This window comes from Flammeovirga agarivorans, from assembly GCF_012641475.1.
GTDB classification, from domain to species: Bacteria; Bacteroidota; Bacteroidia; order Cytophagales; family Flammeovirgaceae; genus Flammeovirga; species Flammeovirga agarivorans.
On the sequence record NZ_JABAIL010000014.1, the window covers coordinates 1 to 25,103 of the forward strand.

Here is a 25,103-nt window from a genome sequence, read left to right on the forward strand (position 1 = left end):
AGTGCAAAGGTAAGAAGAGAAATTTAATATGCAATGCTTATTTGATTTCATTTGAAATTTTAATTTACATCGCTGTCTTCTTTGCAAAATGTTGAAATGAATAGCACCCACTAGGAGTGTTTTTCAGTTGGCCTTCCGTTTGAAGGGAGTGCAAAGGTAATAGCTAACTTGATAAATGCAATATTTTCTAGCTATTATTATATTAAATGAAAATTAATCATCACACAACACACTAACAACGTGTATAGTATATTTCAATAAATAATTAAATAAATTCAGGAACATATACTTTAACTACCGTTCCCTTACCCTTTATTGACTCTAAAGAGATCGTTCCTTTTAATACCTCAACGGCTTCTTTTACTATAAAAAGACCCAAACCTGTACCATCTCCTGTTTCACTTGCTCTATAGAACATGTCAAACACCTTTGATTGATCATTTTTTCCAATACCTTCACCATTATCTTCAAATGCAATCATAATACCTTTCTTCTCGGGATATATTTTGATATTTAAGAAATGGTTTTCCTTATCTACATCAAAGTACTTAATACTATTCGTGAATAGGTTTGTCAGAATACTCCTTATCCTATTCTTATCTGTATTAAAGCCTCTATTCATTTTAACCTCAATATTTAACTTCTGTTGAGGTAACATACTAAATTGATGAGTTGCAATAATTGATTTCAGTTCATCTTTAAGTGATACTGATTTAGGTTCAACTTTATTTCTGTTGTTTCTTAAAAACTCACCAAAATCTTTAATTAGATCTAAAATCCTATCTACATTTTTATCCATCATAGGTAAATAGGTTTGTTTTACAGTATCGGCAGTTTCCTTATTAGCAAGATTCAGCAAGCCTTTAATAGATGTAATAGGACCCTTTAGATCATGAGTAGTACTATATAAAAAGCGATCTAGTTCTTTATTGGTTACTTCTAGTTCATGATTTTTTTCTAGAAGCCCTTCTTCGTATTCTTTTCTTTTAGAGATATCATGAGCATTGAAGATAGTATATAAACGCCCTTTGATTTTAGCAAGATTAGCACTTAACTCTACATTTACGTAAACTCCATCTCTTCTTTTCATTCTCACCTCTATCTTTTGAGGTGCTGAAATATCTCCTCTTCTACACTGTTGTCGGTAGACAATCACTTTTCTTTGATCTTCTTTATGGAAAAAATCTATGATCACACTTCCTCTGAGATCAAAAAAGTTATTGTAACCGAGAAGTTTTTGTAACCCTCGATTATAATTTGCCACCCTGCCAGAATACTCTGCAATAAAACTATCTCTTGCTGCATTGATCATTGACTTCAGCCAAATCTTTTTACTCTTATTAGATTCCTCCTCTAGCTTTCTATCGGTAATGTCAGTAACGGCTCCTACAAAGCGTAATAGTTTTCCTTTTTTGTTGAAAATAGGTCTAGCTTGAATATTCAAATATTCAATTCCTGAGATTTCCTTCATACAATTATTACACCTTACATCTAGATCAATAGGTTGATGATGAATAGACAATTGTTTAACAGCCTCCATTAAAGGAAATTTATAGCTATTATAGATGTATTTAAATTGATGTCTTAATGAAGGTATTTGCTTTTCAGTACCGGCTGCTCCTAACATGTTAAACAAGTAGTCCGACCAATAATATCTTTGTTCGTCTACTTCATATACCCAATTACCTACTTTAGTGACTCTTTGAATCTCTTTCATGTAGGCTTCATGTCGTTTTAATTGAGTTAGGGCATTTTTCTGTTGAGAAATATCTTGTAAACCTCCATACAAACCAACTACCTTATTATGTCTAATAATTGGTCGTCCTGTAAGTCTCACCCATTGTTCTCCTTTATATTTTAGTCTAATACATAGTTCTAAATCAAAATCGTCTTGTTTCTTATAGGCATTTCTAAGAATTACCATCGCTTCTTTTCTTGATTTATTATCACACATTGATAACAAGAAAGATGGATTTTTTTCTACAAACTCTTTGGATACCCCTACTACTTGAGAAACCTCCTCTGTTACAAGCATTTTTTTAGAGAAACGATCATATACCCAACCACAAGCCTTGATTAGGCGTTGCATCTCTCTAAGAATATGACTATTTCTTTCTTTTTGAGTAATATTTTTTAGTGTCACAAACATTCCGAATGAATGATTTCCTAGAATTACTCGTTTGACATCCAATTCAAATAATAAAGACTCTCCGTCCTTTCTATTGATATCTAAGAATGTCTTTTCATTAATACTTGTCTTTAAATCTGATGATACGATTTGATGAAACTCTTTCTTTACATGTTCTCTTATGGATGAATGGACATATTCAAGAAATGAAACCCCAATTAATTCTTCTTGAGAATATTGCAGCAAGTCAGCTAAGTGCTTATTTACCTTACAAATTTTTGAGTATTGATCTACCAAAATATATCCAGTATTCCCTGAATTAAGCATTAGACTAAACATGTCTTCTACAGAGTTTCTAGCAGTAACATCTTTACATCTTACTAGACATGCATATACTTGATTTGCTTCATTGAAGATGGGCTGATAAATCGTTTTTACATAAACAGAATCATCATCTTTTGTGTAATAGGCTACTTCTGTAGTATATGTTTCTCCATTTAAGGCAGAGTTTATTCCTGTTTTTACTCTTTTAGATCGATTGTATAATGCTCTGTACTGATTAAGCAAACCTATTTCATTAGGGACTAACCTTTCTAAAAGATTAACCATAGCACTATTATAATCGATAAACTTATTCTCTTGGCTGACTAATGCTATCGCGTCTCTGGAGTCTTTGATTAATAATTGAATGATCGCATTTTGAGGAAAATGAGATAACTGGTTCTTTTCAAAAATATCAGGATAAATAAAATACCCTTCTATCGCATCTTCAATTATAATTGTTGATCGATTTCCTTCTTGATCATATAACTCTTTCTTAACTTTCTGACCTATCTCTAATTCATTGAAAGACCCTAGAAAAACTCCCTTCCATTCTATGGGACATAAATCAAAAAATGAATTGTATTTTAGGTGTTCATCCGTAATATCAAACAAAAAGATAGCCGCCTTATTTTCATTTAGTAATAAGAAGTCCTTTTTTTGTATTTGTAAAAAAGGGATTGTATTGTCTTTATCTATATTTGATAGCAATGACGGTTTGAACATAGTTTCGGGAGTTCCTTAGATAGCCAGTAGTTATTGTGTTGAATTTGATTGTCCTTACAATTTAAAAATTTATAGAAAAAACGAAAAATTATAATACTAATATGTTATCACAAATTGTTACAGGAGTTTGGAATTGGGGAGATCTTTCACCTCAAGAAATAAATAAACTAATACACCAAAGTATTGATGCAGGTATCACAACTTTTGATCATGCAGATATTTATGGTGGATATACAATTGAAAAATTATTTGGTGATGCATTAGCTTTATCACCAGAATTGAAGAGTAAATTACAGATTGTCACTAAATGCGGCATTAAGTTATTACATCCAAATCGTCCATCACATCAGTTAAAATCTTACGATACTAGTAAATCTCATATTATTCAGTCTGTAGATAAGTCTCTAGAAAATTTACAGGTGGATGTTTTAGATTATATCTTAATTCATAGACCTGATCCTTTATTACAACCTAAAGAAGTTGCAGAAACTATCGAAGAGCTAAAAACTGCTGGTAAAGTAAAAGCTTTTGGTGTTAGTAACTTCCTTCCTCATCAGGTAGATGCATTACAGAAAGAGGTTAATATTGAGATCAATCAAGTTCAGATTTCACCATTGCACACAACGGCTCTATATGATGGATCTTTAGACAACTGTCTGAAAAATGATATCCGTCCGATGGCGTGGTCACCGCTTGGCAATGGTAGAATCTTTACAGAATCTTCTCCGGAAATTGACTCACTGAAAAATGTTCTAAGTGAAGTTGGAGAGAAATATGGTCTTGCCTTAGATCAGACTATTTTTGCTTGGCATTTATCTCATCCAACGAGAATTATTCCTGTTTTAGGCACAACAAAAGGAAGTCGTATTGTTGCAGCAGCAGAAGTAATGGACAAAACATTAGAAAGAGAAGATTGGTTTAGAATTCTACAAGCTGCAGAAGGACACGAAGTACCTTAATGATTATTGATTTATAATGCCTGATAAAAGTTCAAAAATTCAAGACCCTGGAGTTGGGGCTAGCTATCAGCATAAAACAAAAAGGATAATTAATCCAGATGGTTCTTTTAATGTAAAGAGAGTTGGTACATTAAATATTATCAACGATGCCTACCATTGGTTAATTACTATTCCTTGGGCTCCTTTTATTGCGGTAGTTACGAGTGTAATTTTAGCAACGAATTTCGTTTATGCATTGGTATATCTCATAATAGGTGTAGAACACATCAGTGGCGTTCAACCAAGTGGCTACCTTATGGATGATTTTATAAGTGCATTGTTTTTTAGTGTCCAAACTTTCACTACTGTTGGGTATGGAGCTATGGCTCCTATTGGAAACCTCACAAGTTTAATAGCCAGTTTAGAAGCTTTTAATGGGCTATTACTTTCTGCGTTTTCTACCGGTATTCTTTATGGTCGTTTTTCAAGACCAATATCTAAAATTAAGTTTTCGCAAACGGCCTTACTTACACCATACAAGAATACAAAGTACGATTCCATCCAATTCAGAGTTGTAAATAAAAGGGCTAATACCTTACTAAATATTCGAGCTTCAGTGTATTTATCAATTAATGCTAAATCACAACAACCAGGAGAATTTCGATTAAAAAGAGATTTTTATGATTTATCCTTAGAGCGTAGTAGCATTATGTTTTTACCACTTACTTGGACTATTGTTCATATCATTGATGAAAACAGTCCTTTGTATGGTATTAATTTAAAAGAGTTAGTGGATAGACAAACTGAAATGTTGATTACACTGAATGGTTTTGATGAAACTTTTGGTCAGGATACATATACTTACTTCTCCTATTTTGCATCAGAATTTGAAGAAAATAAGAAGTTTATCAGAAACTTTACTGTAGATAATAATGGTGATATTATTCTTAATGTTGATGATGTACATATGACAGAAGATTTATAAAAAAGGCTCTTGGTGGTATAAACCAAGAGCTTTTTTTATGCTAAACCGTCTTTCACTTTTTGAGCTTTACTTTGTCCTATCAGATCTGCCACTTCATCTACAGATGCAGCCTTTATATTTGATAAGGTTTTATAGTGAGTGAGTAATTTTTTTATTGTATTTGGACCAACTCCTGGGATATCTTCAAGCTTCGTATGAATACTTCCTTTGCTTCTTAGATTTCTATGAAAAGTGATACCAAATCTATGAGCTTCATCCCTTAATCTTTGTACCAATTGTAAAGACCTCGATTTCTTACTAAGATGTAGTGGTATTGGATCTTCTGGAAAGAAAATCTCTTCTAATTTTTTTGCGATACCAATCACCGGAAGCTTTCCATACAAGCCTAACCTTTCTAATGCCTCTACAGCTGAACTCAGTTGCCCTTTACCCCCATCGATAATTACCAATTGTGGCAATTTTTGTTTTTCATCGAGTAACCTTCTATATCTTCTATATACAGCCTCTTCCATAGATGCAAAGTCATTAGGGCCTTCTACAGTTTTCACATGAAAATGTCTGTAATCTTTTTTCGCTGGTCTACCATCTCTGAAAACAACACATGCAGAAACTGGGTTTGAACCTTGTATGTTTGAGTTATCAAAACACTCAATATGAACAGGAACCTCTTTTAATTGAAGGTCATTTTTTAGTTGAAGTAATGTCTGATAGCTACTTTTCTTATCATTTATTTCTCCTCTTGATGTTTCTCTTTCCCTTTTATAATACATTGCATTTTTAAAAGACAATTGTATTAATTTTTTCCCATCACCAATTTTAGGTATTGAGAATTCCATACGTTCATCTTCATCAATAACATCACTAAGGTCGATATTCGTATATATTTTTCTTGAATTTGTAGAGTATCGTTCTCTAAAATCCATGATTGCGTAAAGGAGAAGTTCACTATCAGATTCGTCCATTCTTTTTGTCAGTTGATTGGATTCTGAATGCATAATTCCTCCGTTCATTATTTTTATAAAGTTAACGTAGGCAAACTTATCATCAGTAACTATCGCATATACTTCACACTCTCTGAATGTAGGAGAAACAACCAATGATTTAGACTGATAATTGGTAAGAAGATCTAACTTCTGCTTCCATTGTTGTGCCTCTTCAAAAGCTAAAGCACTAACAGCCTCTTCCATTTTCTGTGTAAAGAACTCTTTGGGAACACTTAAATTACCTTTCAGGATCTGTAATATCTGATTAATATCTTGTTGGTAATCTTCCTCCTTTTGTTTTCCTTCACAAGGACCTAAACAATTATTGATATGGTATTCTAAACAGACAGAGTATTTTCCTGCAGCAACATTATCTTCTGATAAATTATATGTACAGTTTCTGATTTTATATAACTGTTTAAAAAGATCCAAAAGAGCATTCATTGTCCTTAAACTAGGATAAGGACCAAAATATTTATGTCTTTTATCTTCTGTATTTCTGGTATAAAATACTCTTGGAAATCGCTCTTTCGTTACACAGATATAGGGATATGTTTTATCATCCTTTAGAAGAATATTGTATTTGGGTTGATTCTTTTTTATTAAGTTATTTTCAAGTAATAAAGCATCATATTCAGTATCCACTACAATGAATTCAATTTTTCGAATCTCAGTCACTAAGCGTTTCGTCTTACGATTCATTGTGGCCTGCTTCAGAAAATAAGAAGACACCCTGTTTCTAAGTTTTTTGGCTTTGCCTATATAGATGATTTTTCCTTCATCATTAAAATACTTATATACTCCAGGTTGCATTGGAAGGTTTTTTACCACCTTCATTAATTCTTCTTTATAATCTTCCATACTTACAGTTTGATAAAAAGCACTTACGAATATACTGTTTTTAAAGGGTAAAAAAATAAGGAGTAACTAGATTTACAACTAGCATACTCCTTACAGATATTTGTAATATTTTTTAGACTATTGCATAAATCTATTCAGCAAGTTAAATCTAGCCTCTATTATCTTGTCAGTGTTATAGGTAGATGGTTCTATTTCAACAGGATTCGATAATACTGATGCAAGTTTTAATTTTTGTGTTCTAGATAAATATCTAAGATCTTTTTTATAATAAAAGTCTGCAGCTTCTCCGATACCATAAATATTATCGCCCCATTCTACATAGTTTAAATACAACTCGAAGATTCGATCTTTATCAAGAATACATTCCATACCTACAGCACCAATAGTCTCTAGGTATTTTCCCAAGTTATTCTGATGAGGCATTAAGAACATATTTCTTGCTACTTTTTGAGATATAGTAGCATCCGTTAGTGGATGGTCTGTCTGAGCATAACCATTATGTTGTTGGAAAGTAGGATCTTCTACCCCAATGATCGCAGTTTGAATATCATTAGGAACAGCATCTTTGGGAATAAACTTTGGTATACTTACCTGATTTATATCAAAATTTGCTCTGGCACACATATATAAAGACATAGTAGGATTGGCCCATTTTAAATAAAATGAACTAAAAGCTACATAAATAATAAAGAGGATGTGAACCCCTAAAATCGTAATAGATAATCGTTTTATAAATGGTAAAATCATGTTAGTGAGGGGTATTAGGTAGTACTATATCGTTGAGTGTAATACTCCTATAATTTATTGAAAACAAGTTAGATACACTTAAGTGATTCGTAATTATTTTTTTGAATTACGTTAAATTTCCACTTATTTTCTTAAAATTCAAAAATTATTCCTCAGAATCTTCTGGTTTTCTAATAGGTACGACAATAGAAATTCTTTCCCATATGGCTACTAAATTACACCCTTCTGGATCATCTTGTAGGAAAATAGAGAATTTTTGGAAAATCCTGAACGAGTTTAATGCAGGTAATTTAAGTCTAAATACATCCTCATTTTTATTGTACTTGTAGGTACCCCAAGACCCTTGTGCTTTGTTGACTATTAAGGTCCATTCTGCTGTATCTGGAATCGCATAAAGCGAATAAGTACCTTCTTCTAATAACTCTCCCCCAAACATCACATCTTTAGTTATTGTGATTTCTGTTGCATCATCATCACCAAATCTCCAGATTTTTCTCCAAGGTACGGAAACACCAAATTTCTTATCGAAATCAGACTTCATCTTTGGTCTTCCGTATGTAACTTTTACGTAAGTACCGTCTTCCATTTTATGAGTTGCCATTCCAGTCTCACTTTTTCTAGGCTTATGTTTGATATCTTGAGCGTGTAAACTGAAAGGAAAAATAAAAAGTAATAGGGCTATATATTTTCTCATATTGTATGGATTGTCAAATCAATAAAAAAACGGAAATCACTTAAAAAAATATTATCAGTGATTTCCGTTTCAAATATCGTAAAAAGAATTCTTATTCTATAGTACCCCTTTGGTACTTGGAATTTCATTATTTCCTTCTTCAACTTTTATTGCCATTCTTATTGCTTTTGCGAATGCTTTAAAAGCCCCTTCTATAATATGATGATCATTATCTCCTGTCGTCTTAATATTTAAGTTACAGCCTGCTGTATCTGAGAATGACTTAAAGAAATGCGAGAACATCTCTACTGGAAAATCTCCAACACTTTCTCTTGATAAAGGTGCATCACAAACAAACCAAGGTCTACCTGAAAAGTCTAATGCCACTTGAGCTAATACTTCATCCATAGGAGCGATAAAGAAACCATATCTTTCAATACCTCTTTTATCACCTAATGCTTGTTTGAAAGCTTCACCGATAGCTAAGCCTGTATCTTCAATTGTATGGTGCTCATCAATATATAAATCACCTGTTACTTTTACAGTAAGGTCTATTTTACCATGACGAGCAACTTGGTGTAACATATGATCAAAGAAACCAATTCCTGTAGAAAGGTCTGATTTACCACTACCGTCCAAGTTTACTTTAATCAGAATAGATGTTTCATTAGTGATACGCTCTACTTTAGCTTCTCTTCCATTTGGAGAGTAGTTTGATAGAAACTCATAAATTTCCTTCCAAGATTTAGTTTCTAATACTGCATCTTCTGAAGAACCTTTTTCACCAATAAAAATTCCTTGAGCACCTAAATTTGTTGCTAATTCAACATCTGTAAGTCTATCGCCTATGACGAAACTATTTTTTAAGTCATAATCTCCAGACATGTAGGCTGTCATTAAACCTGTTCTAGGCTTTCTTGTTGGGGCATTTTCATGCTCAAAAGTCTTATCGATCAACATATCATCAAAGACAATTCCTTCACCTTTTAAGGTGTCCAACATTTTATTATGTGCAGGCCAAAATGTATCTTCTGGGTAACTATCAGTACCTAAGCCATCTTGGTTTGTTACCATTACTAATTCATAGTCGAGTTCTTGTGCTATTTTTTGTAATTGAGAAATAGCCATAGGAACAAACTCTAACTTTTCTAATGAATCTACCTGATAATCTACAGGAGGTTCAACGATAATTGTTCCGTCACGATCAATAAATAATGCCTTTTTCATGAAGCTTGTTCGTAGTTCTGATTATACTTTTGTTTAATTCAGCTCACAATATACGATGTATTTCATTATTGGATTGTCCCGTTTCTCCATTTTTTAACGGTATCGAACCAAACTCTTTTATAATCGAAGGATCTTTTTAATTCATAATGAGTACCCGTAAACTGATTATTGTCTTCCATAAAGTCGAATTCCACCTGCCCATGATTTAAATTACTCTCATATGACCATCGAATTCCACCGTCTATATTAGAGACCTCATTAGGCTCACCAAAAATAATATATACTATTCCTCTGTCGGTTTTCCAGCCTTCCTTATAATCTGTAAACTTAATATTAGCTTCCGTTACTCTATCAAAATACATTTTGATCATACGTTTAGCATTATCTGGTGACCCTGCCACATTTAACCAAAAATTTTCAAATGCTAATCTCGGTCGATCTCCCGATTTAAAAGACATCATCTCATTTTGTGTAGATATATATATCATTGGAGGATAGATATGTCTCATTTTTCTGTACTTAGGAAAATCCTCAGGAACAGACATAAAACCAACACCTTCTCTACTGGCAGTATCTGATTGAATAAAATACAACCCAGTTGATTTAACATCTATTGCTTCATTGGCCATGATCTGAAAACTAGAATCAACTACCATTGGGTTGCCAAGGTTTGGATTTTCTATCATGGGTGGTGGAGCAGGCATAAAATCTGTAGAAAAATGATACACATAATATGGGGTTCCGGCACTACCTTTTACCGTAAAGTTTTCACCTTGTTTGATATAAGCCATACTGCTTCCTAAATCAACATTGAAATTAGTTTGTGCGGAGGCTTCAACAGTAAAGAGAAGAATAGATAGAATTTTAAAGAAGTATGATGCTGTCTTTCTCATTTAAAAAGTCTCGGAATGAGTTTTTAAGTTTTACAGAGAATTAAGTTAATAATTTTTGAAGAAAGTAAGAAGTCAATTTTTATAAGAAACAATGAAAACAAAAAGGTATTCCTAATTTTCACATTAAGAATACCTTTTCTATTCAATCTATGTCTCTCTATCAGCTTGTGTGATATTCATAAACATCACTCAAGTTATTGCTTAGATATTTGTTTTGAATAATTTAATTGCGATAGCAAGCAAGATAATACCAAATACTTTCCTCAAAATATTTGCTCCTCCTTTACCTAATTTCTTTTGAATCCATCCTGAGCTTTTCAAAACGATATAAACAAAAAGTAAATTAAGTATGATACCCAAAAGAATACTCATTTCTGAATATTCTGATTTTAGTGATATAATCGTAGTCATTGATCCTGCTCCTGCAATTAGAGGAAACGCTAAAGGAACAATAGACCCTGAACCTGCATCAGGCTCACTCTTAAAAAGAACTATACCTAAAATCATTTCTATTCCTAAAAGAAACAGAATTATGGCACCTGCAATAGCAAATGAATTTACATCAATACCAAAAAGATTTAGTATTTGTGTACCAACAATCAAGAATAGGATCATGATAATCCCAGCAACGACCGTGGCTTTTCCTGATTCAATTTTCCCTTCTTTTTGTCTTAAATCAATAATAATAGGAATTGAACCTACAATATCAATTACAGAAAATAAAATAAGGGTTACAGATGCAACAGCTTTAAAGCTGACACTTAAATCAAAATCAGTCATGATTTAATCAATTATTTAGTCCTCAATTTTGAAGCCTGCTGCAGTTAAATCTTCCCAATAGCTAGGGTATGATTTTGCTACTACTTCTGGCTCATCAATATTTAATTCACCCAAGATTGACAGTGGAGCAAAAGCCATTGCCATTCTGTGGTCTTCGTATGTATGAATAGTTTGTCCATCGATTGAAATACCTCCAGCTGGAACGATGATCTCTTCATCACCAATTACTTCAATCTCTAAACCTAATTTTTTGATCTCATTTTGAAGAGCAGCAATTCTATCTGTCTCTTTAATTCTCAAGCTTTGAAGACCAATCATACGCCCTTCCATACCTAAAGCTGCTACTAAAGATACAATAGTTTGTGCAAGGTCTGGGCAGTGTGTAAAGTCAAAAAAGAACTTTTCTGCTTTTTCTGTTTTAGTTAAACGTACACCATCTGCTTCAAAAGTTGATTTCACACCCAATTGCTCCATGATCTCAACAATGGCTTTATCTCCTTGAAGAGAATCTTCTCTAAGGTGCATAATCTTGATGTCAGCTTCTTCACTTAGAGCAGCAATTGAATACCAGTAGCTCGCACCAGACCAATCTGATTCAATAGTATAATTACCTGCTTTATACTCTTGAGGAGCAACAGTAATTGTATTATCCTCCCAAGTATACTTTACTCCAAAACGTTCCATTAGACTTAAAGTCATCATGATATACGGTTTTGAAGCTACCGTTCCTTCTAATACTAATTTGATCCCTTGTGGTAATGTAGGACCAACTAGTAATAAAGCTGAAATATATTGACTACTTACATCCCCTCTAATACTTACTGTATCTGTTTTTTGTGTAAAACCATTGATCTTATGAGGAGGGTATCCATCATTCTTTAGATATTCAACATCTGCTCCAAGGCTTCTTAATGCATCTACTAAAATACCAATTGGTCTTTCTTGCATACGAGCAGTACCTGTCATGATCGTCTTACGATTATTGGCTGTAACATATGCAGTTAAAAAACGCATCGTAGTACCTGCATCAAGAACATCAAGAGTTTCATCATTAGATGCTAAAAGACGCATCATTGTCTGAGTATCTCTTGCTTTAGAGATGTTTCCTAATTCAATGTTTTCTTTTGCAGAAGCTTGAATAATCAATGCTCTGTTCGACTCACTTTTAGATGATACCAATGGCACATCTAACTTTACAGTTTTAGAAGGGTGAAATATTTTCATCGTCTTTTTTGTTAGTTCTGTTGGTTTTCAAATAGTTCCATTTCAAAAAGATTACTTAAATGCTGCTTAAGTACCTTTTCTACTTCTTGCATGTCCACCTCTTTACCTAGTTCAAACTGCATAGATGTTACAGCTTTATCTGAAATACCACAAGGAACAATATTTCCAAAGTAATTAAGGTTTGCGTTTACGTTGAGGGCAAATCCATGCATAGTTACCCAACGGGATGTTTTTACACCCATCGCACATATTTTTCTTGGGTTTGGATCGCCGTTTTCACCAATCCAAACACCTGTAAGTCCATCAATACGACCTGCTTTGATTCCGTAATCACCTAAAGTTAAGATGACTGCTTCTTCTAGTAATCGTAGATATTTATGGATATCTGTAAAAAAGTTATCCAAATCGAGAATAGGATACCCTACTATCTGGCCTGGACCATGATAAGTGATATCTCCACCTCTATTAATTTTGAAAAACTCTACATGTTCTCTTTCAAGACCTTTTTGATCTAATAGTAGATGCTCTTCTTTACCGCTTTTTCCTAAAGTATATACATGAGGGTGCTCCACAAACAATAAATAATTCTTTGTAGGGATTTCTTCCTCTCCTCTGTCTTTTCTTCTTCTATTCTCGAGTTTTGTTTGAACGATTCCGTCAAATAACTCTGTTTGATAGTCCCATGCCTTGCCATAAGGCATATTACCTAAATCTTGAAATTCTACTTTCTTGTTCATGACAACTTTGATCAAAACGATACTGTACTGCGAAATTGCACAAAAAAAACCTCTTCTAATGCAAGAAGAGGTTGATATCTATAAAAAAGATAGAATATTTTAACTCGTAGACTTGATGTATGCCAAAAATTCCCCTTGAACACCTAGTGTATTCGCTAATTTTAGCATAGCAGTAGCCTCCATCTCACTTATGTAGCCTTTTCTATTATTGGCATCCCAAGCGAGACATATATATTTTAAGCGCGTTTCTGAAGGGAATTCTAACATTACCTCTGATAGGTAATCTTTTGCTCTGTCAAAAGCATTCACATAGTCTTCTGCGATAAATTGAGTAGCCCACTCTAACTCATCATGACCTTGAATATTTGTTGCAGTTTCCTCCAAAATTGCCTGCTCGTCTTCGTCTAGTCCGTGATAATGGAATATCACTGATTTGATCAATAAGTAAGCTTTTTTCTCTTCACTAGTCATTTTTGCCTGTAACGAGGTTTAATCAAGACAAATATAACATTATAAGTCGTTCAACCAAATAAACGTTAACGTAAAACACTATTCATATTCACACTTTATACTTCAAATCTTTGTGAATAAACAACTTAGAGAAAAATAGCTTTTATCATATTTCAATAAATTCTTTCTATGAAATAGATTACTTATGTAATAAAAAAGAGGTAAAAGCCTTCACTTTTACCTCTCAGTATCTATCAATTTTGAGATTACTTCACTTTTTGTTGGAAGTATTCTAATGTTCTTTTTAAACCTTCAGATCGATCAATCTTTGGCTCCCAATCTAAGATTTCCTTTGCTTTTGTAATATCTGGTCTACGTTGTTTGGGATCATCCTTAGGTAATTCTTGGTAAGTTACCTTACTACCTGAATTAGTAATCTCAACAATTTCATCCGCAAATTGCTTGATTGTGATCTCTTGAGGATTACCAATATTCACTGGGTAATGATAATCTGACAATGTTAAGCGATAAATTCCGTCAACCAAATCATCTACATAACAGAATGATCTAGTTTGAGAACCATCTCCAAATACTGTGATATCTTCTCCTCTTAATGCCTGACTCATAAAAGCAGGTAATGCTCTACCATCATTCAGACGCATTCTTGGTCCATAAGTATTGAAGATTCTGACAATACCAGTATCAATACCGTGGTAATTATGGTATCCCATAGTAATTGCCTCTTGGAATCTTTTTGCTTCATCATATACACCTCTTGGACCAATTGGGTTTACATTACCCCAATATTCTTCTGGTTGAGGGTGTACACTTGGGTCCCCGTATACTTCTGAAGTTGAAGCAATAATGAAACGAGCTTTCTTTACTCTCGCTAATCCTAATAAATTATATGGTGCTAAAGAGCCTACTTTTAAAGTTTGGATAGGCATCTCTAAATAATCAATAGGACTTGCTGGTGATGCAAAATGAAGAATGTAGTCTAATTCTCCAGAAACGTGTACAAACTTGGTTACATCATGGTGATAGAACTCAAAGTTGGGATTACCAAACAAGTGAGAGATGTTGTCTTCACTTCCTGTTAGAAAGTTATCCATTCCTACCACTTTAAACCCATTTGCCAAAAACTTATCGCACAAATGAGAACCTAAGAAGCCTGCCGCTCCTGTAATCAGTACTCTTTTCATTCTTAATTGTATCGTAGTAATAAAAAATAATTTTAAAGATAATCTTCAATATCTCCTGCCCCCTGACGGATGACTTCAAAATCTCCATCTCTTAGGTCAACAACAGTAGATAAATGTATGTTTCCATACCCTCCATCAATTACAGCATCAACTTGATTTCCGTAATCTTCATAGATTAATTCTGGGTCTGTTGGATATTCTAAAATATCATCATCTTGTTTCAAAGAAGTTGTAACAATAGGATTACCTAATAACCTTACTAACTCCCTTGGAATATTATGATCGGGTACACGGATACCCACTTCTTTCTTTTTTGTATCTACCAATTTAGGTACAGAACTACTGGCCTTCATGATAAATGTAAATGGACCTGGTAACGATTTTTTCAACACTCTAAAAACAGGTGTATCAATCTGTTTTACATAATTTGTAATGTCTGACAGGTCGTAGCAAATAAATGCAAGATTCATTTTATTGGCTTTTAAACCTTTAAAACGAAGTAACTTTTTTAATGCTGATTGATTGGTTAAGTCACAACCTACACCATATACAGTATCTGTAGGATAAATTACTAATCCACCTCGTTTTAAAACGTTTACTACCTCATTTAAAATACGTTCTTGTGGATTGTCAGGATTGATTCTAAAAAAATCTGCCATGGTCTTAATATTTATTCATGTGAAGATAATGGTTGCTTTTTAATTTATATGCACAAAAGAAGGTAACACATAAAATATTTACTATATATTGCTATGATTAATTTAAATATTAATACCTAAAATGGCATACATAACGATTCCAGTTAAAACAACTTATCTGGAAATTACAGAAGACAAAATTGTTCCTTTTGAATTTAAAAATAAGGTAGCAATTGAGAGATGGATTCCTGAGAATGTGGATGAGTATTTAACGCTTTATAAACAAGTGGGAGACGATTGGGGATGGACTGGAAGAATCCTTATGCCACAAGATGAATTAAAGAAATGGTTGTTTTCAGAAAATTGTGTTTTGTATATCCTAAGAGTAGATAATGATCATGCAGGGTTTATTGAATTTGATTTATCACAGGAGAACAAAGCTGAAATCGTGTACTTTGGGCTTTTAAAGCAATTTATTGGCAGACAACTCGGTTTACCATTTTTAAGTCAATCGACAGAAATGATGTTCAAAAAATTACAAATTGAAGATGTATGGCTACATACCTGTGAATATGATCATCCTTCTGCTATTAGAATATATCAAAAGCTAGGGTTTTACATCACACAAGAGACAATTGATGAAGAACCTTATGATGAAGATTTTTTAAAAGCTTTTAAAGAGAAATACTCATAACCCTATTCCAAAATAAGAAACATTTAAAGTCAAATATATTTAACCATGAAAAAGATTTGCTTCGCAACCAATAACCCCAATAAGTTGAAAGAAATTCAACAACAATTAGATGGTTTATATGAGGTTGTCAGTTTAAAAGAAATCAATTGTAATGAAGAGCTCCCTGAAACACAGGAAACTCTAGAAGGTAATTCTGCACAAAAAGCTCAATATGTATGGGACAATTACCAAGTAAGTTGTTTTGCTGATGATACCGGATTAGAAGTTAACGCCTTAAATGGAGATCCAGGAGTATATTCAGCAAGGTATGCTGGTCCACAAAGAGATAGCGATGACAATATGGACCTAGTCTTGAAAAATCTTGAAGGTAAATCGGATAGATCAGCAAGATTCAGAACTGTTATTACTTTGGTTTGGAATGGAGAAATTAAACAAGTCGATGGTATTGCTGAAGGAGAAATTATAAAAGAACGTACCGGTGATCAAGGCTTTGGTTATGACCCTATTTTTAGACCAATTGGGCATGAAAAGACGTTTGCTCAATTATCTGCTTCGGAAAAAAACGAAATTAGTCATAGAGGTAAAGCAGTTACTAAGCTAATAGAATTACTAAAAAGCATTTAATTACTACTTTTATATTCATGAACACAACTTTACAGTGTGGATAAATATGTTTTTTTTTATAAAATGCGTATTATTGGTCTTCGCCTAAAGTATTTTTTAGTCTAAAATTCATCATCATGGAACTAACATTACAGACAAAAAAAGAGTACCAAAAATTTGGATTAGCTTTTGGACTAGCAGCTATTCTAGTTCAATCATTCCCACTCATTTATGGTGCTTTTACAACTAATGTTGCAGCTACTTCTGTTATCGGAAAGTTAATCATTGTGCCATTTAGCACTCCTGCTATTTTATTTATTGGATTAGCAATTCTTAAAAGCTACAAGGAAAAAGCATTATTCTGGATTGGCTTGCTTGGCGTATGGATGAGCGTCATATTAAACCTATATATTTTTTATGGTGGACAAGAAGTTCTTTTAGAAACTATATTAAATAGTATCACACGAAAAGGAATGGCCATGATACTTAGTTTATTAGTATTGCGTTATTTCTTCCAAAAGAATAATTTTATTCATTTAATCATAGGGTTTATGGCAATTGTAGTGTTAGCTACACTCAATTCATTCCTATTATATTCTGAAAAGCTTACTGCCACTGAAATCTTGGAACAAAGCCTTTGGGGTGGATTATTCTATGTATTTACATTAGGTATTGGTTATATCCTATTTAAAATATTCATTGGCAATGATGATCATGAAGGAGAAAAAGTAGAAGAAGAAATCCCTACCTTCTCACCTTCTCAACTAGTATTTTACTTTATGTTACTGGGACTTTATTTTGCCGATTTCTGGAAAGGTGGAATGAGTTGGCAAGCTGAAATGAATATTTTATTCCAAATGGTATTTGCTATTATTGGTATCGTTTATTTCAGTAAAAATATTATTACCATTGGTATGGCACTAACATTGGTTTCATTGATTGGTAGAATTGTAGCTTTCTATCAAACTAATTCAGCTGAAGCTGCCTTTGGTATTGGTTTTAGTTTATTAGTTCTTGGCTTATTCGAGTTCTCAAGAAGGTCTGAAAATAAATCTAACAAATCCCCAAGAGTGAAAACAAAATAATTGGATTGATATAAATAAAAAAGGCATGTAGATTATCTTTTCTACATGCCTTTTTTAATATATAAGATCTCTATTACATCTTCTTTTGTAATACTTGCCATAAAACAACACCAATGGTAACAGATACATTCAATGAATGTTTGGTACCAAATTGTGGAATTTCTAATGCCATATCAGAAGCTGCAATAGCTTCATCACTAACGCCCATTACTTCATTACCAAAAACTAAAGCTACTTTTTCTTCTTTAGTTGTTTCGAAATCCTGAAGCATAGTAGAACCTTCAACTTGTTCAACAGCAATTACTTTATATCCATCTTCTTTCAATTTTTCAATCGCTTCTACTGTAGACTCATGATGTTCCCAAGTTACAGTATCCTGAGCTCCTAGGGCAGTTTTATGAATATCTCTATGAGGTGGTTTTCCTGTGATACCACATAAAACTACTTTCTCAATGGCAAAAGCATCACCTGTTCTAAAAGAAGAACCTACATTATTTAATGATCTGATGTTATCTAAGACAACAACAATATTATTTTTTTCTTGATTCTTGAACTCTTCAGCACTCACTCTGTTAAGTTCATCCATGCTTAACTTTCTCATTCTTTACTTATTAATCTCCTTCCGGATAATGATGACTCATTCTACGGCGTTCAATCTTATTCATTGCCAACTCTCTATTACTAGAAAGTGTTCTATACGTTTCTTGATCCTCAATCAATTGAGCATCTCTCTCCATATATTTAAAAATCGTTTCTATTATTCCCATCAGTTCTTCTTTGATAGAATAAAACGACCATTGATCTACTTTCCTTACATTTAAAAGACCTGCATTTTTCATGTAAATTAAATGTCTTGAAGTCTTTGTTTGCGTAAAGTCGAGTACTAGTTCAATATCTGAAATACACATCTCTTCATTTTCATAAAGCAGATGCATAATTCTTATACGTGATTCTTCACCTAAGGCTTTCATTATTTGAGTACCTATAGATAAATTGAAGTGTTTTAGCTTCATAGAAATATCAATGCTTTAATTCGCGTTCACAAATATATGAATTCATTTGATATCTCCTTAAAAATCAGAAAAAAAGGGTTTTATAAAATCGAAATCACCGTATAATCACAAAGTTATCGTTTTTGTGAGCTAAAATTACATATACAAATATTTCATTTCTTAGGATTACAACCTGCATAACAACGTAAAAATAGAATAAATCAATCAAGTCGATATAATAATTCTAAGATTAGTAAATTTTTACAATACATAATTTTTTGGTTAGAAAATTTAGCCTTAAACTTGTAATAGGTAAAGATAATAGGTTAATCGCCTATTATATGGCATGATACACCAGTAACATTAACCAGTTGTGGAAAGACATTCAATATTGTTGGATGTCTTTTTTTTATTTTTAATATCTTATCGATCCCTAATTTGTTACCTCTACTCGCCTCAAAATTATTATCTTCGCACTTATATTAATAATAACATGATAGAGAGAGCAATAAAAATCGGTACTAGGAAAAGTAAGCTTGCTTTATGGCAAGCCGAATATGTTAAAGCACTTCTTGAACAAAATGGTTTAAAAGGTGAATTGGTGTTGATTGAAACTAAAGGAGATAAAATCTTAGATAGAGCATTATCGAAAATTGGTTCTAAAGGTGTTTTCACTGAAGAATTAGAAGACCAACTTCGTAATGGTGATATAGATATTGCAGTGCATAGTGCTAAAGATATGCAAGCTTCTTTAGGAGATGACTTTGAATTAATTGCTTTCACTGAAAGAGAAGCTTGTCATGATGTTTTCGTAAGTCATAAAAAAGGATTTACTGTAGATAAAGATAAAGAGTTTGTTATTGGTACTTCTTCAGTTAGAAGAGTTGCTATGCTTACAAAACATTTTCCTAATGCAAAGATTGTAGATGTTAGAGGTAATCTACAAACTCGTATTCAGAAAATGGAAGATGGATTATGTGATGTTCTTATGCTTGCATATGCTGGTGTTCATCGTATGGGTTATAACGATATGATTGTTCATGAACATCCATTAGATACGTTTACTCCTGCGACAGGACAAGGTTGTGTAGCCATCGAATCAGCTACGAATTTAGATCCTGAAGTAAGATCAGCTATTAGAAAAGCTATTAATAACGAAAAGACAGAAGTTTGCTTAAAAGCAGAAAGAGCTTTCTTAAAAGAACTTCAAGGCGGATGTAGTATCCCTGCTTTCTGTCTTGCTACATGGACTGCTGATAATGAACTAAAAATTACTGGAGGTTTAGCTCAAGCTAATACTGAAGAAATTAGATATACATATACCTGTTCTCCTGATGAAGTGGAATCAAAAGGAACACAGATAGCAAAAGACACACTAGCAAATGGAGGTGCTGAAATTTTAGCAGCACTGAAGAATTCATAAACTCAAACGAACAACTCAGTCTATATGAAAGGTTTATTGGACCAAAGATTTGGGCAAGGTGAAATTGTCATCTCTAAAGTAGATGATTTAATTAACTGGGCCCGATTATCATCATTCTGGCCACTAGGATTTGGCTTGGCATGTTGTGCAATTGAAATGATCACAACATGGTCATCAACCTACGATCTTGACCGCTTTGGTGTCATTCCAAGGGGTACACCTCGTCAATCTGATGCAATGATCATTTCTGGTACTGTAACTTTTAAGATGGCAGATAGAGTTCGACGTTTATATGAACAGATGGCAGAACCTAGGTATGTTATTTCTATGGGTAGTTGTGCCAATTGCGGTGGTCCTTACTGGGAACATGGATATAATGTAGTAAAAGGTGTGGATAGAATTATTCCTGTGGATGTCTATGTACCAGGATGTCCTCCAAGACCTGAAGCTCTTATTGGTGGTATCTTAAAATTAAGAGATGAAATCCGTAAGGAAACACTTATGGCACCTAAAGCTGTTGAACGATTAATGAACAAAGAAACTGTAAAATAATGACTACAGAAGAAATCGCTGCATTAATTCAGGAAAATATAAAAGACTGTGAGTTGGAGGTGAATACAAAGCTTCCGCAACATGAAATTGTTGTTCCTGCTGATAAAATTGAAGAAGTTTGTCAGTTTCTGAAAACAGATAAAACTACATTCTTCGATACTTTATCATGTTTAACAGGTCTTGATAATGGCCCTGCAAAAAAATCAATGGAAGTATTATACCACTTATATTCTATACCCAACGGTTATAGATTAACTCTAAAGGTGGTACTTGATAGAGAAGATCCAAAACTTCCATCTGTTACTTCTGTATGGAAAGCTGCCAATTGGCATGAAAGAGAAGCTTGGGACTTGGTAGGTATGAAATTTGAAAATCACCCTGATCTTCGTAGAATCCTATCTGCTGATGATTGGATTGGACATCCTTTACAAAAGGATTATAAAGAACAAGATACCTATCATGGCATTACAGTAAAATATGAAAAAGATTAATCTTTTTTAAATGATTAATCAAGCTATAAAAAAGAAGAGGTTAGAGTTATCAACTCTAACCTCATTTTGTTTTGTAAGATAGTTTTAACGTAAAATAAACCTTAGTGTCTTTTGGGTTGTTGCATCTCCAATTTGAATAATGTAGATACCACTATTCAGAGAAGGCAACAAGAGTTCTACGTTTTCTTGATTTGGTATAACAGCAAATTTCTTTATCAATTGGCCTGTTGAAGCATATACATTGGCAGAAACATGACCATTAAAAACATCCAATCCTTTTACAGACAATGTCTGATGTGAAGTTAGGATTGTTGGATAGATTAAAATATTTTTTGTCAAATCATCTTCTAAAGATGTAACCCCAGAATCACCTCCGTTATTATCATCTCCATCATCATCTGATTCTCCTTCCTCAAATTGAAGTTTAACATTATGGTTATAACTCAATCCTCCTTTATCTAAGAAAGTCATTTTTACCGTATAGTTTTCTAATTCATCAGCTGAGAAGTTTTTCTTAGCCATTAGCTTTCCATCTGATACTTCAAAGAAACCATCGTTATTCGTGAATTCTACAGTGTAACTATCTGTTTCATCAGGATCGATGACTAGGAAAGTACCAAAGGATGTCTCATTAGAAACTTCAAATGGAAAGATATCTTGATCTGATTCGTAAGTTATTTTTGTAATTCCCTCATTTACATCATTTATGTAAATTATAGTGCTTATCTCCTCAGTTTGTAAAAGGGTTGTATATTCAAATACAAGTTCCACTTCTGTTAGTTGCTCAAAATTTATTACTCTATTTAACCTGATTGAATCACCATCTAAATAGAAATAATTCGTTCCTTCTACTAAAGTTAAAGAGGCTTGTTTATTATACCCTACTACCCCAATAGCTGTATTTTTTTCGATATTTTCATCAATCTTATTGATACTAATTTCTACCGTTGGTGGAGTTAAATCAATGGTATAACTACGCGTCAATTCTGCTCCTCTAGCATCAGCAACAGTTAACTCTATATCAAAACTATTTTGTTCATAGAAGTTTAATTCATTAGCTACCTTTAGAAGATTACCATCAATATAAAAATTGCTATTATCAACACTAAAATTGTGAGAATCTAGTTCGTCTGCATCTTCAACTGATATTACTCCTACTAGCTCATCTTGAATTCCATCAATTATAGTATTTGAAAGGGATAATAAAGATGGAGCTGAGTTGGTATCACTAAAACTTTTCGATACTTCATAACTGTCTGAATATTTACCATTAGTGGCAATTACTTTATAGGTTCCATATTCAGTTCCGGTATATTGATTAGAAGTAGTGATCTCTAATTCCTCTTCATCTAAATACCATAAATACTGTGTACCCTCACCACCTAAATCTGTCGCTTCTAATGTAAAATTGGATGAATTAAAAGTGATATTAATATCAAAATCTATACTTTGACTTGTATGTGCGATATTAAATTCATCTTTTTCCATATAATCATAAACTTCATCCAAATGGCTAAAAGTTAATTGATTACTACTAACATCAAATTCCTCAAATGATAAATTCTCTGCAAAAGACAGATCTGATAATTCGTTATTTGAAGCATCAAAATAGCTTAATACAGATAGTTGATCAAGATCTATTAAAGAGGTTAATTGGTTATCCTTAATGATCAGTGTATCTAACTGTGATAAAGGAGATAAGCTCGGTAAGCTTGATAATAAATTACCTTGAATATATAATTTCTCTAGTGAACTTAAACCTTCAAAAGATTCGAAAGATTGTATTTTCGAATTAATCGCAACCAAGCTTTTTAAGGAAGTAAGCTTAGATTGTGTCTCTATTTTTTTTACCGGTGAATTAGATACATAAAGTTGCTCTAATTTTGGTAGGTTTAGCGTAGTAAGTTCCTCAATTTGTACATGACTGATATTTAAAACTCTCAAATATGAAAGCTTAGAGATAGAAGATGGAATTTCTCCATTTAAATTATTCTCATTTAAATTAATTTCTACAACATGTCCATTTTCCACAGTAACACCATACCAATTTTCAGCTAATTGATAAGATTTCCAGTTTGTATTTTCTACCCATTCTTCACCATTTAATGCATCATAGATATCATTAAGTGCATTGAATTCATTCTGTGATACACCTGCTGTGGCATGAGCTTCTGTCACTGTAATATCAGAAGAAGTAACATTAAAGTTGTAATCTGCATTACTCACTATACAATGATATTCTTCATCAATAACATCCGATGAAAAATTTCTACTATTAGATACAACTCCATTACTCTCATCGTACCAAGTATACGTAGTGTTAGCTCCTCCAATATTTTCTACAGAAAGTGTAAAACTTGAAAAGTCATTATTCCAAGCTATTTTTGGCGTAAGTTCAATTGACTGATTGTTGTATTGTTCTTCTTCACTAAAAAGATCAATATTATCTTCAATGCCAGAAATTCTTATCGCATTATGACTCACATCCAATTGAAGGGAAAGGACTGAAAAAATTGGTATAGTTGAAAAAACATTTCCCTCTAATTGTAAAGTTTTTAATTGAGTTAATTCATTTATAGAAGTGGGAACATCACCTTCAAACGAACAATAACTCAAATCTATGTCTTCTAAATTTTCAATTTCATCAATTTGAGAAGGGATAGTCCCCTTCAATTGAGGATTTGAAGATAAATTAAGTGTCTTTAAATTGGTTAAGCTAGTAATAGCATCTGGAAGAATACCTGAAAGATTCTGATTAAACAAGTTTAAGCCTGTGACCTTACCACTTTCAACAGTAACTCCTTCCCATGTATTTACATCGGTATTTTTCAACCAGTTTGAATTATCATTCCAGATCTTTCCTTTTAACTCACTATAGAGTGTTGTTAAAGCATCATACTCATCATCAGATACATTATGACCAATACTTATCTGTTTAACTCGATTTATTTCTGTATCTGTAGAATATTGAAATGCTATGTAATAATCTCCTTCAGCTAGATTCTCAAACTGTACATTCGTTGTAAACTTATTTACTGTAACTTCTTCAACAATTGTTGAGAAATCCTCTTTTGTACTTAATGTAATTTCATAACTATCAAAGAAATTTGCCTGATATGGCCAATCTACTACAATCGAATTTGATGAAGAAAGTTGAACTCTAAAATTATGACTTCCTACATGAGCTACAAAACCAGGATAATTAATAATCTCATCCGAAGATAGCACTAGCGTTAATGCCCCATCTTCGTTTGTAGCAGTAAATGTTTTATTTTCTCCAGATGTACCATCTAATTCAGCAATTAAATCATCTGACTCTGATGTGCCATCATAAATAAATAAATAATCATATTCTTCTTCCAAAGAAAAATATTCAAATGTAATACTCACTTTTTCTCCTTCTATTTTAGGATAAAGTGTAGTTATCATATCCTGATTCATAGGATAGTTTTCATCCCCACCTAAATCTTTTAAGGTATAACCATAATCTGTTATTTCATTTTGTTCTCCTAAAAGATAAGTGACACCTTGCCCCATTGTCGGCGAAGTGTAAATCATGCTAATGACAAAAAATAATAGTAGAGTAAATCTCATAAAGCAACGATTTGATAGTCGTGAAAGTAATAGTGTGTACCTCTTGTCTAAATAAAGTAGTACCTCAAATAGACGCTAAAAAGTTGAAATATAATAATTACTAGGGTTACAAAACGTTACAAACGAAAAAAGGACAGAGATTTCTCCCTGTCCTTG

23 protein-coding genes are annotated in these 25,103 nt (G+C 32.8%); 8 read left to right on the plus strand and 15 right to left on the minus strand.

What is annotated here, in order from left to right; translation table 11 throughout:
• Positions 1-265: 265 nt before the first annotated feature.
• On the minus strand, positions 266-3,175 hold the full coding sequence (locus HGP29_RS25795; protein ID WP_168885355.1) for a PAS domain S-box protein: 2,910 nt from the start codon (positions 3,173-3,175) through the stop codon (positions 266-268).
• A 101-nt stretch (positions 3,176-3,276) separates the two neighbouring features.
• Between HGP29_RS25795 and HGP29_RS25800 the strand changes: the two genes are divergently transcribed.
• Entirely contained in the window at positions 3,277-4,134 is an 858-nt protein-coding gene (locus HGP29_RS25800) for an aldo/keto reductase (RefSeq protein ID WP_168885356.1), read from the plus strand.
• A 16-nt stretch (positions 4,135-4,150) separates the two neighbouring features.
• Positions 4,151-5,098 carry an ion channel gene (locus HGP29_RS25805; protein ID WP_168885357.1) on the plus strand — a complete coding sequence of 316 codons (948 nt, stop codon included), beginning with the start codon at positions 4,151-4,153 and terminating at the stop codon, positions 5,096-5,098.
• Positions 5,099-5,133: 35 nt separating this feature from the next.
• Here HGP29_RS25805 and uvrC read toward each other — a convergent pair whose 3' ends face one another.
• From uvrC to HGP29_RS25860, 11 genes are all read right to left on the minus strand, one after another.
• Positions 5,134-6,942, minus strand: a complete 1,809-nt coding sequence (gene uvrC / locus HGP29_RS25810; RefSeq protein ID WP_168885358.1) for an excinuclease ABC subunit UvrC — start codon at positions 6,940-6,942, stop codon at positions 5,134-5,136.
• Positions 6,943-7,059: 117 nt separating this feature from the next.
• Positions 7,060-7,689: a transglycosylase domain-containing protein gene (locus HGP29_RS25815; protein WP_168885359.1), complete on the minus strand. Its 630-nt coding sequence runs from the start codon at positions 7,687-7,689 to the stop codon at positions 7,060-7,062.
• Between the two features lie 145 nt (positions 7,690-7,834).
• On the minus strand, positions 7,835-8,383 hold the full coding sequence (locus HGP29_RS25820; protein WP_168885360.1) for a DUF2911 domain-containing protein: 549 nt from the start codon (positions 8,381-8,383) through the stop codon (positions 7,835-7,837).
• A gap of 96 nt (positions 8,384-8,479) precedes the next feature.
• Positions 8,480-9,589 (minus strand): bifunctional histidinol-phosphatase/imidazoleglycerol-phosphate dehydratase HisB, encoded by a 1,110-nt coding sequence (gene hisB / locus HGP29_RS25825; protein ID WP_168885361.1) that lies wholly within the window; start codon positions 9,587-9,589, stop codon positions 8,480-8,482.
• Positions 9,590-9,654: 65 nt separating this feature from the next.
• Positions 9,655-10,482: a GWxTD domain-containing protein gene (locus HGP29_RS25830; protein ID WP_168885362.1), complete on the minus strand. Its 828-nt coding sequence runs from the start codon at positions 10,480-10,482 to the stop codon at positions 9,655-9,657.
• A gap of 201 nt (positions 10,483-10,683) precedes the next feature.
• Positions 10,684-11,262 (minus strand): MarC family protein, encoded by a 579-nt coding sequence (locus tag HGP29_RS25835; RefSeq protein ID WP_168885363.1) that lies wholly within the window; start codon positions 11,260-11,262, stop codon positions 10,684-10,686.
• A gap of 15 nt (positions 11,263-11,277) precedes the next feature.
• Complete coding sequence (gene aroA, locus HGP29_RS25840) at positions 11,278-12,486, minus strand: 3-phosphoshikimate 1-carboxyvinyltransferase (RefSeq protein WP_168885364.1); 1,209 nt, start codon at positions 12,484-12,486, stop codon at positions 11,278-11,280.
• An 11-nt stretch (positions 12,487-12,497) separates the two neighbouring features.
• Complete coding sequence (lipB, locus tag HGP29_RS25845) at positions 12,498-13,223, minus strand: lipoyl(octanoyl) transferase LipB (protein WP_211093424.1); 726 nt, start codon at positions 13,221-13,223, stop codon at positions 12,498-12,500.
• Positions 13,224-13,322: 99 nt separating this feature from the next.
• A complete protein-coding gene (locus HGP29_RS25850) occupies positions 13,323-13,694 on the minus strand; it encodes a hypothetical protein (RefSeq protein WP_168885365.1) in 372 nt (123 codons plus the stop codon).
• Positions 13,695-13,939: 245 nt separating this feature from the next.
• Positions 13,940-14,875, minus strand: coding sequence for a UDP-glucuronic acid decarboxylase family protein (locus HGP29_RS25855; protein WP_168885366.1), 936 nt, complete (start codon positions 14,873-14,875; stop codon positions 13,940-13,942).
• Between the two features lie 32 nt (positions 14,876-14,907).
• Positions 14,908-15,534 (minus strand): L-threonylcarbamoyladenylate synthase, encoded by a 627-nt coding sequence (locus tag HGP29_RS25860; RefSeq protein WP_168885367.1) that lies wholly within the window; start codon positions 15,532-15,534, stop codon positions 14,908-14,910.
• Between the two features lie 121 nt (positions 15,535-15,655).
• On the opposite strand from HGP29_RS25860, the gene HGP29_RS25865 reads away from it, so the two are divergent.
• The 3 genes from HGP29_RS25865 (at position 15,656) to HGP29_RS25875 (ending at position 17,895) form a co-directional block, all read left to right on the plus strand.
• On the plus strand, positions 15,656-16,207 hold the full coding sequence (locus HGP29_RS25865; protein WP_168885368.1) for a GNAT family N-acetyltransferase: 552 nt from the start codon (positions 15,656-15,658) through the stop codon (positions 16,205-16,207).
• A 45-nt stretch (positions 16,208-16,252) separates the two neighbouring features.
• Positions 16,253-16,831 carry a non-canonical purine NTP diphosphatase gene (locus tag HGP29_RS25870; RefSeq protein WP_168885369.1) on the plus strand — a complete coding sequence of 193 codons (579 nt, stop codon included), beginning with the start codon at positions 16,253-16,255 and terminating at the stop codon, positions 16,829-16,831.
• A gap of 116 nt (positions 16,832-16,947) precedes the next feature.
• A complete protein-coding gene (locus tag HGP29_RS25875; protein WP_168885370.1) occupies positions 16,948-17,895 on the plus strand; it encodes a hypothetical protein in 948 nt (315 codons plus the stop codon).
• A 73-nt stretch (positions 17,896-17,968) separates the two neighbouring features.
• On the opposite strand, the gene HGP29_RS25880 is transcribed toward HGP29_RS25875, so the two are convergent.
• Positions 17,969-18,496: an RNA methyltransferase gene (locus tag HGP29_RS25880; RefSeq protein ID WP_168885371.1), complete on the minus strand. Its 528-nt coding sequence runs from the start codon at positions 18,494-18,496 to the stop codon at positions 17,969-17,971.
• 10 nt (positions 18,497-18,506) lie between these two features.
• Positions 18,507-18,908 carry an ArsR/SmtB family transcription factor gene (locus tag HGP29_RS25885; protein ID WP_168885372.1) on the minus strand — a complete coding sequence of 134 codons (402 nt, stop codon included), beginning with the start codon at positions 18,906-18,908 and terminating at the stop codon, positions 18,507-18,509.
• Positions 18,909-19,380: 472 nt separating this feature from the next.
• Between HGP29_RS25885 and hemC the strand changes: the two genes are divergently transcribed.
• The 3 genes from hemC to HGP29_RS25900 are packed head-to-tail and all read left to right on the plus strand — an operon-like array spanning position 19,381 to position 21,353.
• On the plus strand, positions 19,381-20,310 hold the full coding sequence (hemC, locus tag HGP29_RS25890; protein ID WP_168885373.1) for a hydroxymethylbilane synthase: 930 nt from the start codon (positions 19,381-19,383) through the stop codon (positions 20,308-20,310).
• 24 nt (positions 20,311-20,334) lie between these two features.
• A complete protein-coding gene (locus HGP29_RS25895) occupies positions 20,335-20,862 on the plus strand; it encodes an NADH-quinone oxidoreductase subunit B (RefSeq protein ID WP_168885374.1) in 528 nt (175 codons plus the stop codon).
• Positions 20,862-21,353, plus strand: a complete 492-nt coding sequence (locus HGP29_RS25900) for an NADH-quinone oxidoreductase subunit C (protein WP_168885375.1) — start codon at positions 20,862-20,864, stop codon at positions 21,351-21,353. Before HGP29_RS25895 ends, HGP29_RS25900 begins: the two co-directional genes overlap by 1 nt.
• 84 nt (positions 21,354-21,437) lie before the next feature.
• Here HGP29_RS25900 and HGP29_RS25905 read toward each other — a convergent pair whose 3' ends face one another.
• Complete coding sequence (locus HGP29_RS25905) at positions 21,438-24,947, minus strand: CUB domain-containing protein (RefSeq protein WP_168885376.1); 3,510 nt, start codon at positions 24,945-24,947, stop codon at positions 21,438-21,440.
• Between the last annotated feature and the right edge of the window lie 156 nt (positions 24,948-25,103).

What these genes read in the sequence shown, in the direction of transcription:
- HGP29_RS25795 (WP_168885355.1), bottom strand. Translation starts at nt 3,175, where the DNA reads ATGTTCAAACCGTCATTGCTATCAAATATAGATAAAGACAATACAATC.
- HGP29_RS25800 (WP_168885356.1), top strand. Translation starts at nt 3,277, where the DNA reads ATGTTATCACAAATTGTTACAGGAGTTTGGAATTGGGGAGATCTTTCA.
- HGP29_RS25805 (WP_168885357.1), top strand. Translation starts at nt 4,151, where the DNA reads ATGCCTGATAAAAGTTCAAAAATTCAAGACCCTGGAGTTGGGGCTAGC.
- uvrC (WP_168885358.1), bottom strand. Translation starts at nt 6,942, where the DNA reads ATGGAAGATTATAAAGAAGAATTAATGAAGGTGGTAAAAAACCTTCCA.
- HGP29_RS25815 (WP_168885359.1), bottom strand. Translation starts at nt 7,689, where the DNA reads ATGATTTTACCATTTATAAAACGATTATCTATTACGATTTTAGGGGTT.
- HGP29_RS25820 (WP_168885360.1), bottom strand. Translation starts at nt 8,383, where the DNA reads ATGAGAAAATATATAGCCCTATTACTTTTTATTTTTCCTTTCAGTTTA.
- hisB (WP_168885361.1), bottom strand. Translation starts at nt 9,589, where the DNA reads ATGAAAAAGGCATTATTTATTGATCGTGACGGAACAATTATCGTTGAA.
- HGP29_RS25830 (WP_168885362.1), bottom strand. Translation starts at nt 10,482, where the DNA reads ATGAGAAAGACAGCATCATACTTCTTTAAAATTCTATCTATTCTTCTC.
- HGP29_RS25835 (WP_168885363.1), bottom strand. Translation starts at nt 11,262, where the DNA reads ATGACTGATTTTGATTTAAGTGTCAGCTTTAAAGCTGTTGCATCTGTA.
- aroA (WP_168885364.1), bottom strand. Translation starts at nt 12,486, where the DNA reads ATGAAAATATTTCACCCTTCTAAAACTGTAAAGTTAGATGTGCCATTG.
- lipB (WP_211093424.1), bottom strand. Translation starts at nt 13,223, where the DNA reads ATGAACAAGAAAGTAGAATTTCAAGATTTAGGTAATATGCCTTATGGC.
- HGP29_RS25850 (WP_168885365.1), bottom strand. Translation starts at nt 13,694, where the DNA reads ATGACTAGTGAAGAGAAAAAAGCTTACTTATTGATCAAATCAGTGATA.
- HGP29_RS25855 (WP_168885366.1), bottom strand. Translation starts at nt 14,875, where the DNA reads ATGAAAAGAGTACTGATTACAGGAGCGGCAGGCTTCTTAGGTTCTCAT.
- HGP29_RS25860 (WP_168885367.1), bottom strand. Translation starts at nt 15,534, where the DNA reads ATGGCAGATTTTTTTAGAATCAATCCTGACAATCCACAAGAACGTATT.
- HGP29_RS25865 (WP_168885368.1), top strand. Translation starts at nt 15,656, where the DNA reads ATGGCATACATAACGATTCCAGTTAAAACAACTTATCTGGAAATTACA.
- HGP29_RS25870 (WP_168885369.1), top strand. Translation starts at nt 16,253, where the DNA reads ATGAAAAAGATTTGCTTCGCAACCAATAACCCCAATAAGTTGAAAGAA.
- HGP29_RS25875 (WP_168885370.1), top strand. Translation starts at nt 16,948, where the DNA reads ATGGAACTAACATTACAGACAAAAAAAGAGTACCAAAAATTTGGATTA.
- HGP29_RS25880 (WP_168885371.1), bottom strand. Translation starts at nt 18,496, where the DNA reads ATGAGAAAGTTAAGCATGGATGAACTTAACAGAGTGAGTGCTGAAGAG.
- HGP29_RS25885 (WP_168885372.1), bottom strand. Translation starts at nt 18,908, where the DNA reads ATGAAGCTAAAACACTTCAATTTATCTATAGGTACTCAAATAATGAAA.
- hemC (WP_168885373.1), top strand. Translation starts at nt 19,381, where the DNA reads ATGATAGAGAGAGCAATAAAAATCGGTACTAGGAAAAGTAAGCTTGCT.
- HGP29_RS25895 (WP_168885374.1), top strand. Translation starts at nt 20,335, where the DNA reads ATGAAAGGTTTATTGGACCAAAGATTTGGGCAAGGTGAAATTGTCATC.
- HGP29_RS25900 (WP_168885375.1), top strand. Translation starts at nt 20,862, where the DNA reads ATGACTACAGAAGAAATCGCTGCATTAATTCAGGAAAATATAAAAGAC.
- HGP29_RS25905 (WP_168885376.1), bottom strand. Translation starts at nt 24,947, where the DNA reads ATGAGATTTACTCTACTATTATTTTTTGTCATTAGCATGATTTACACT.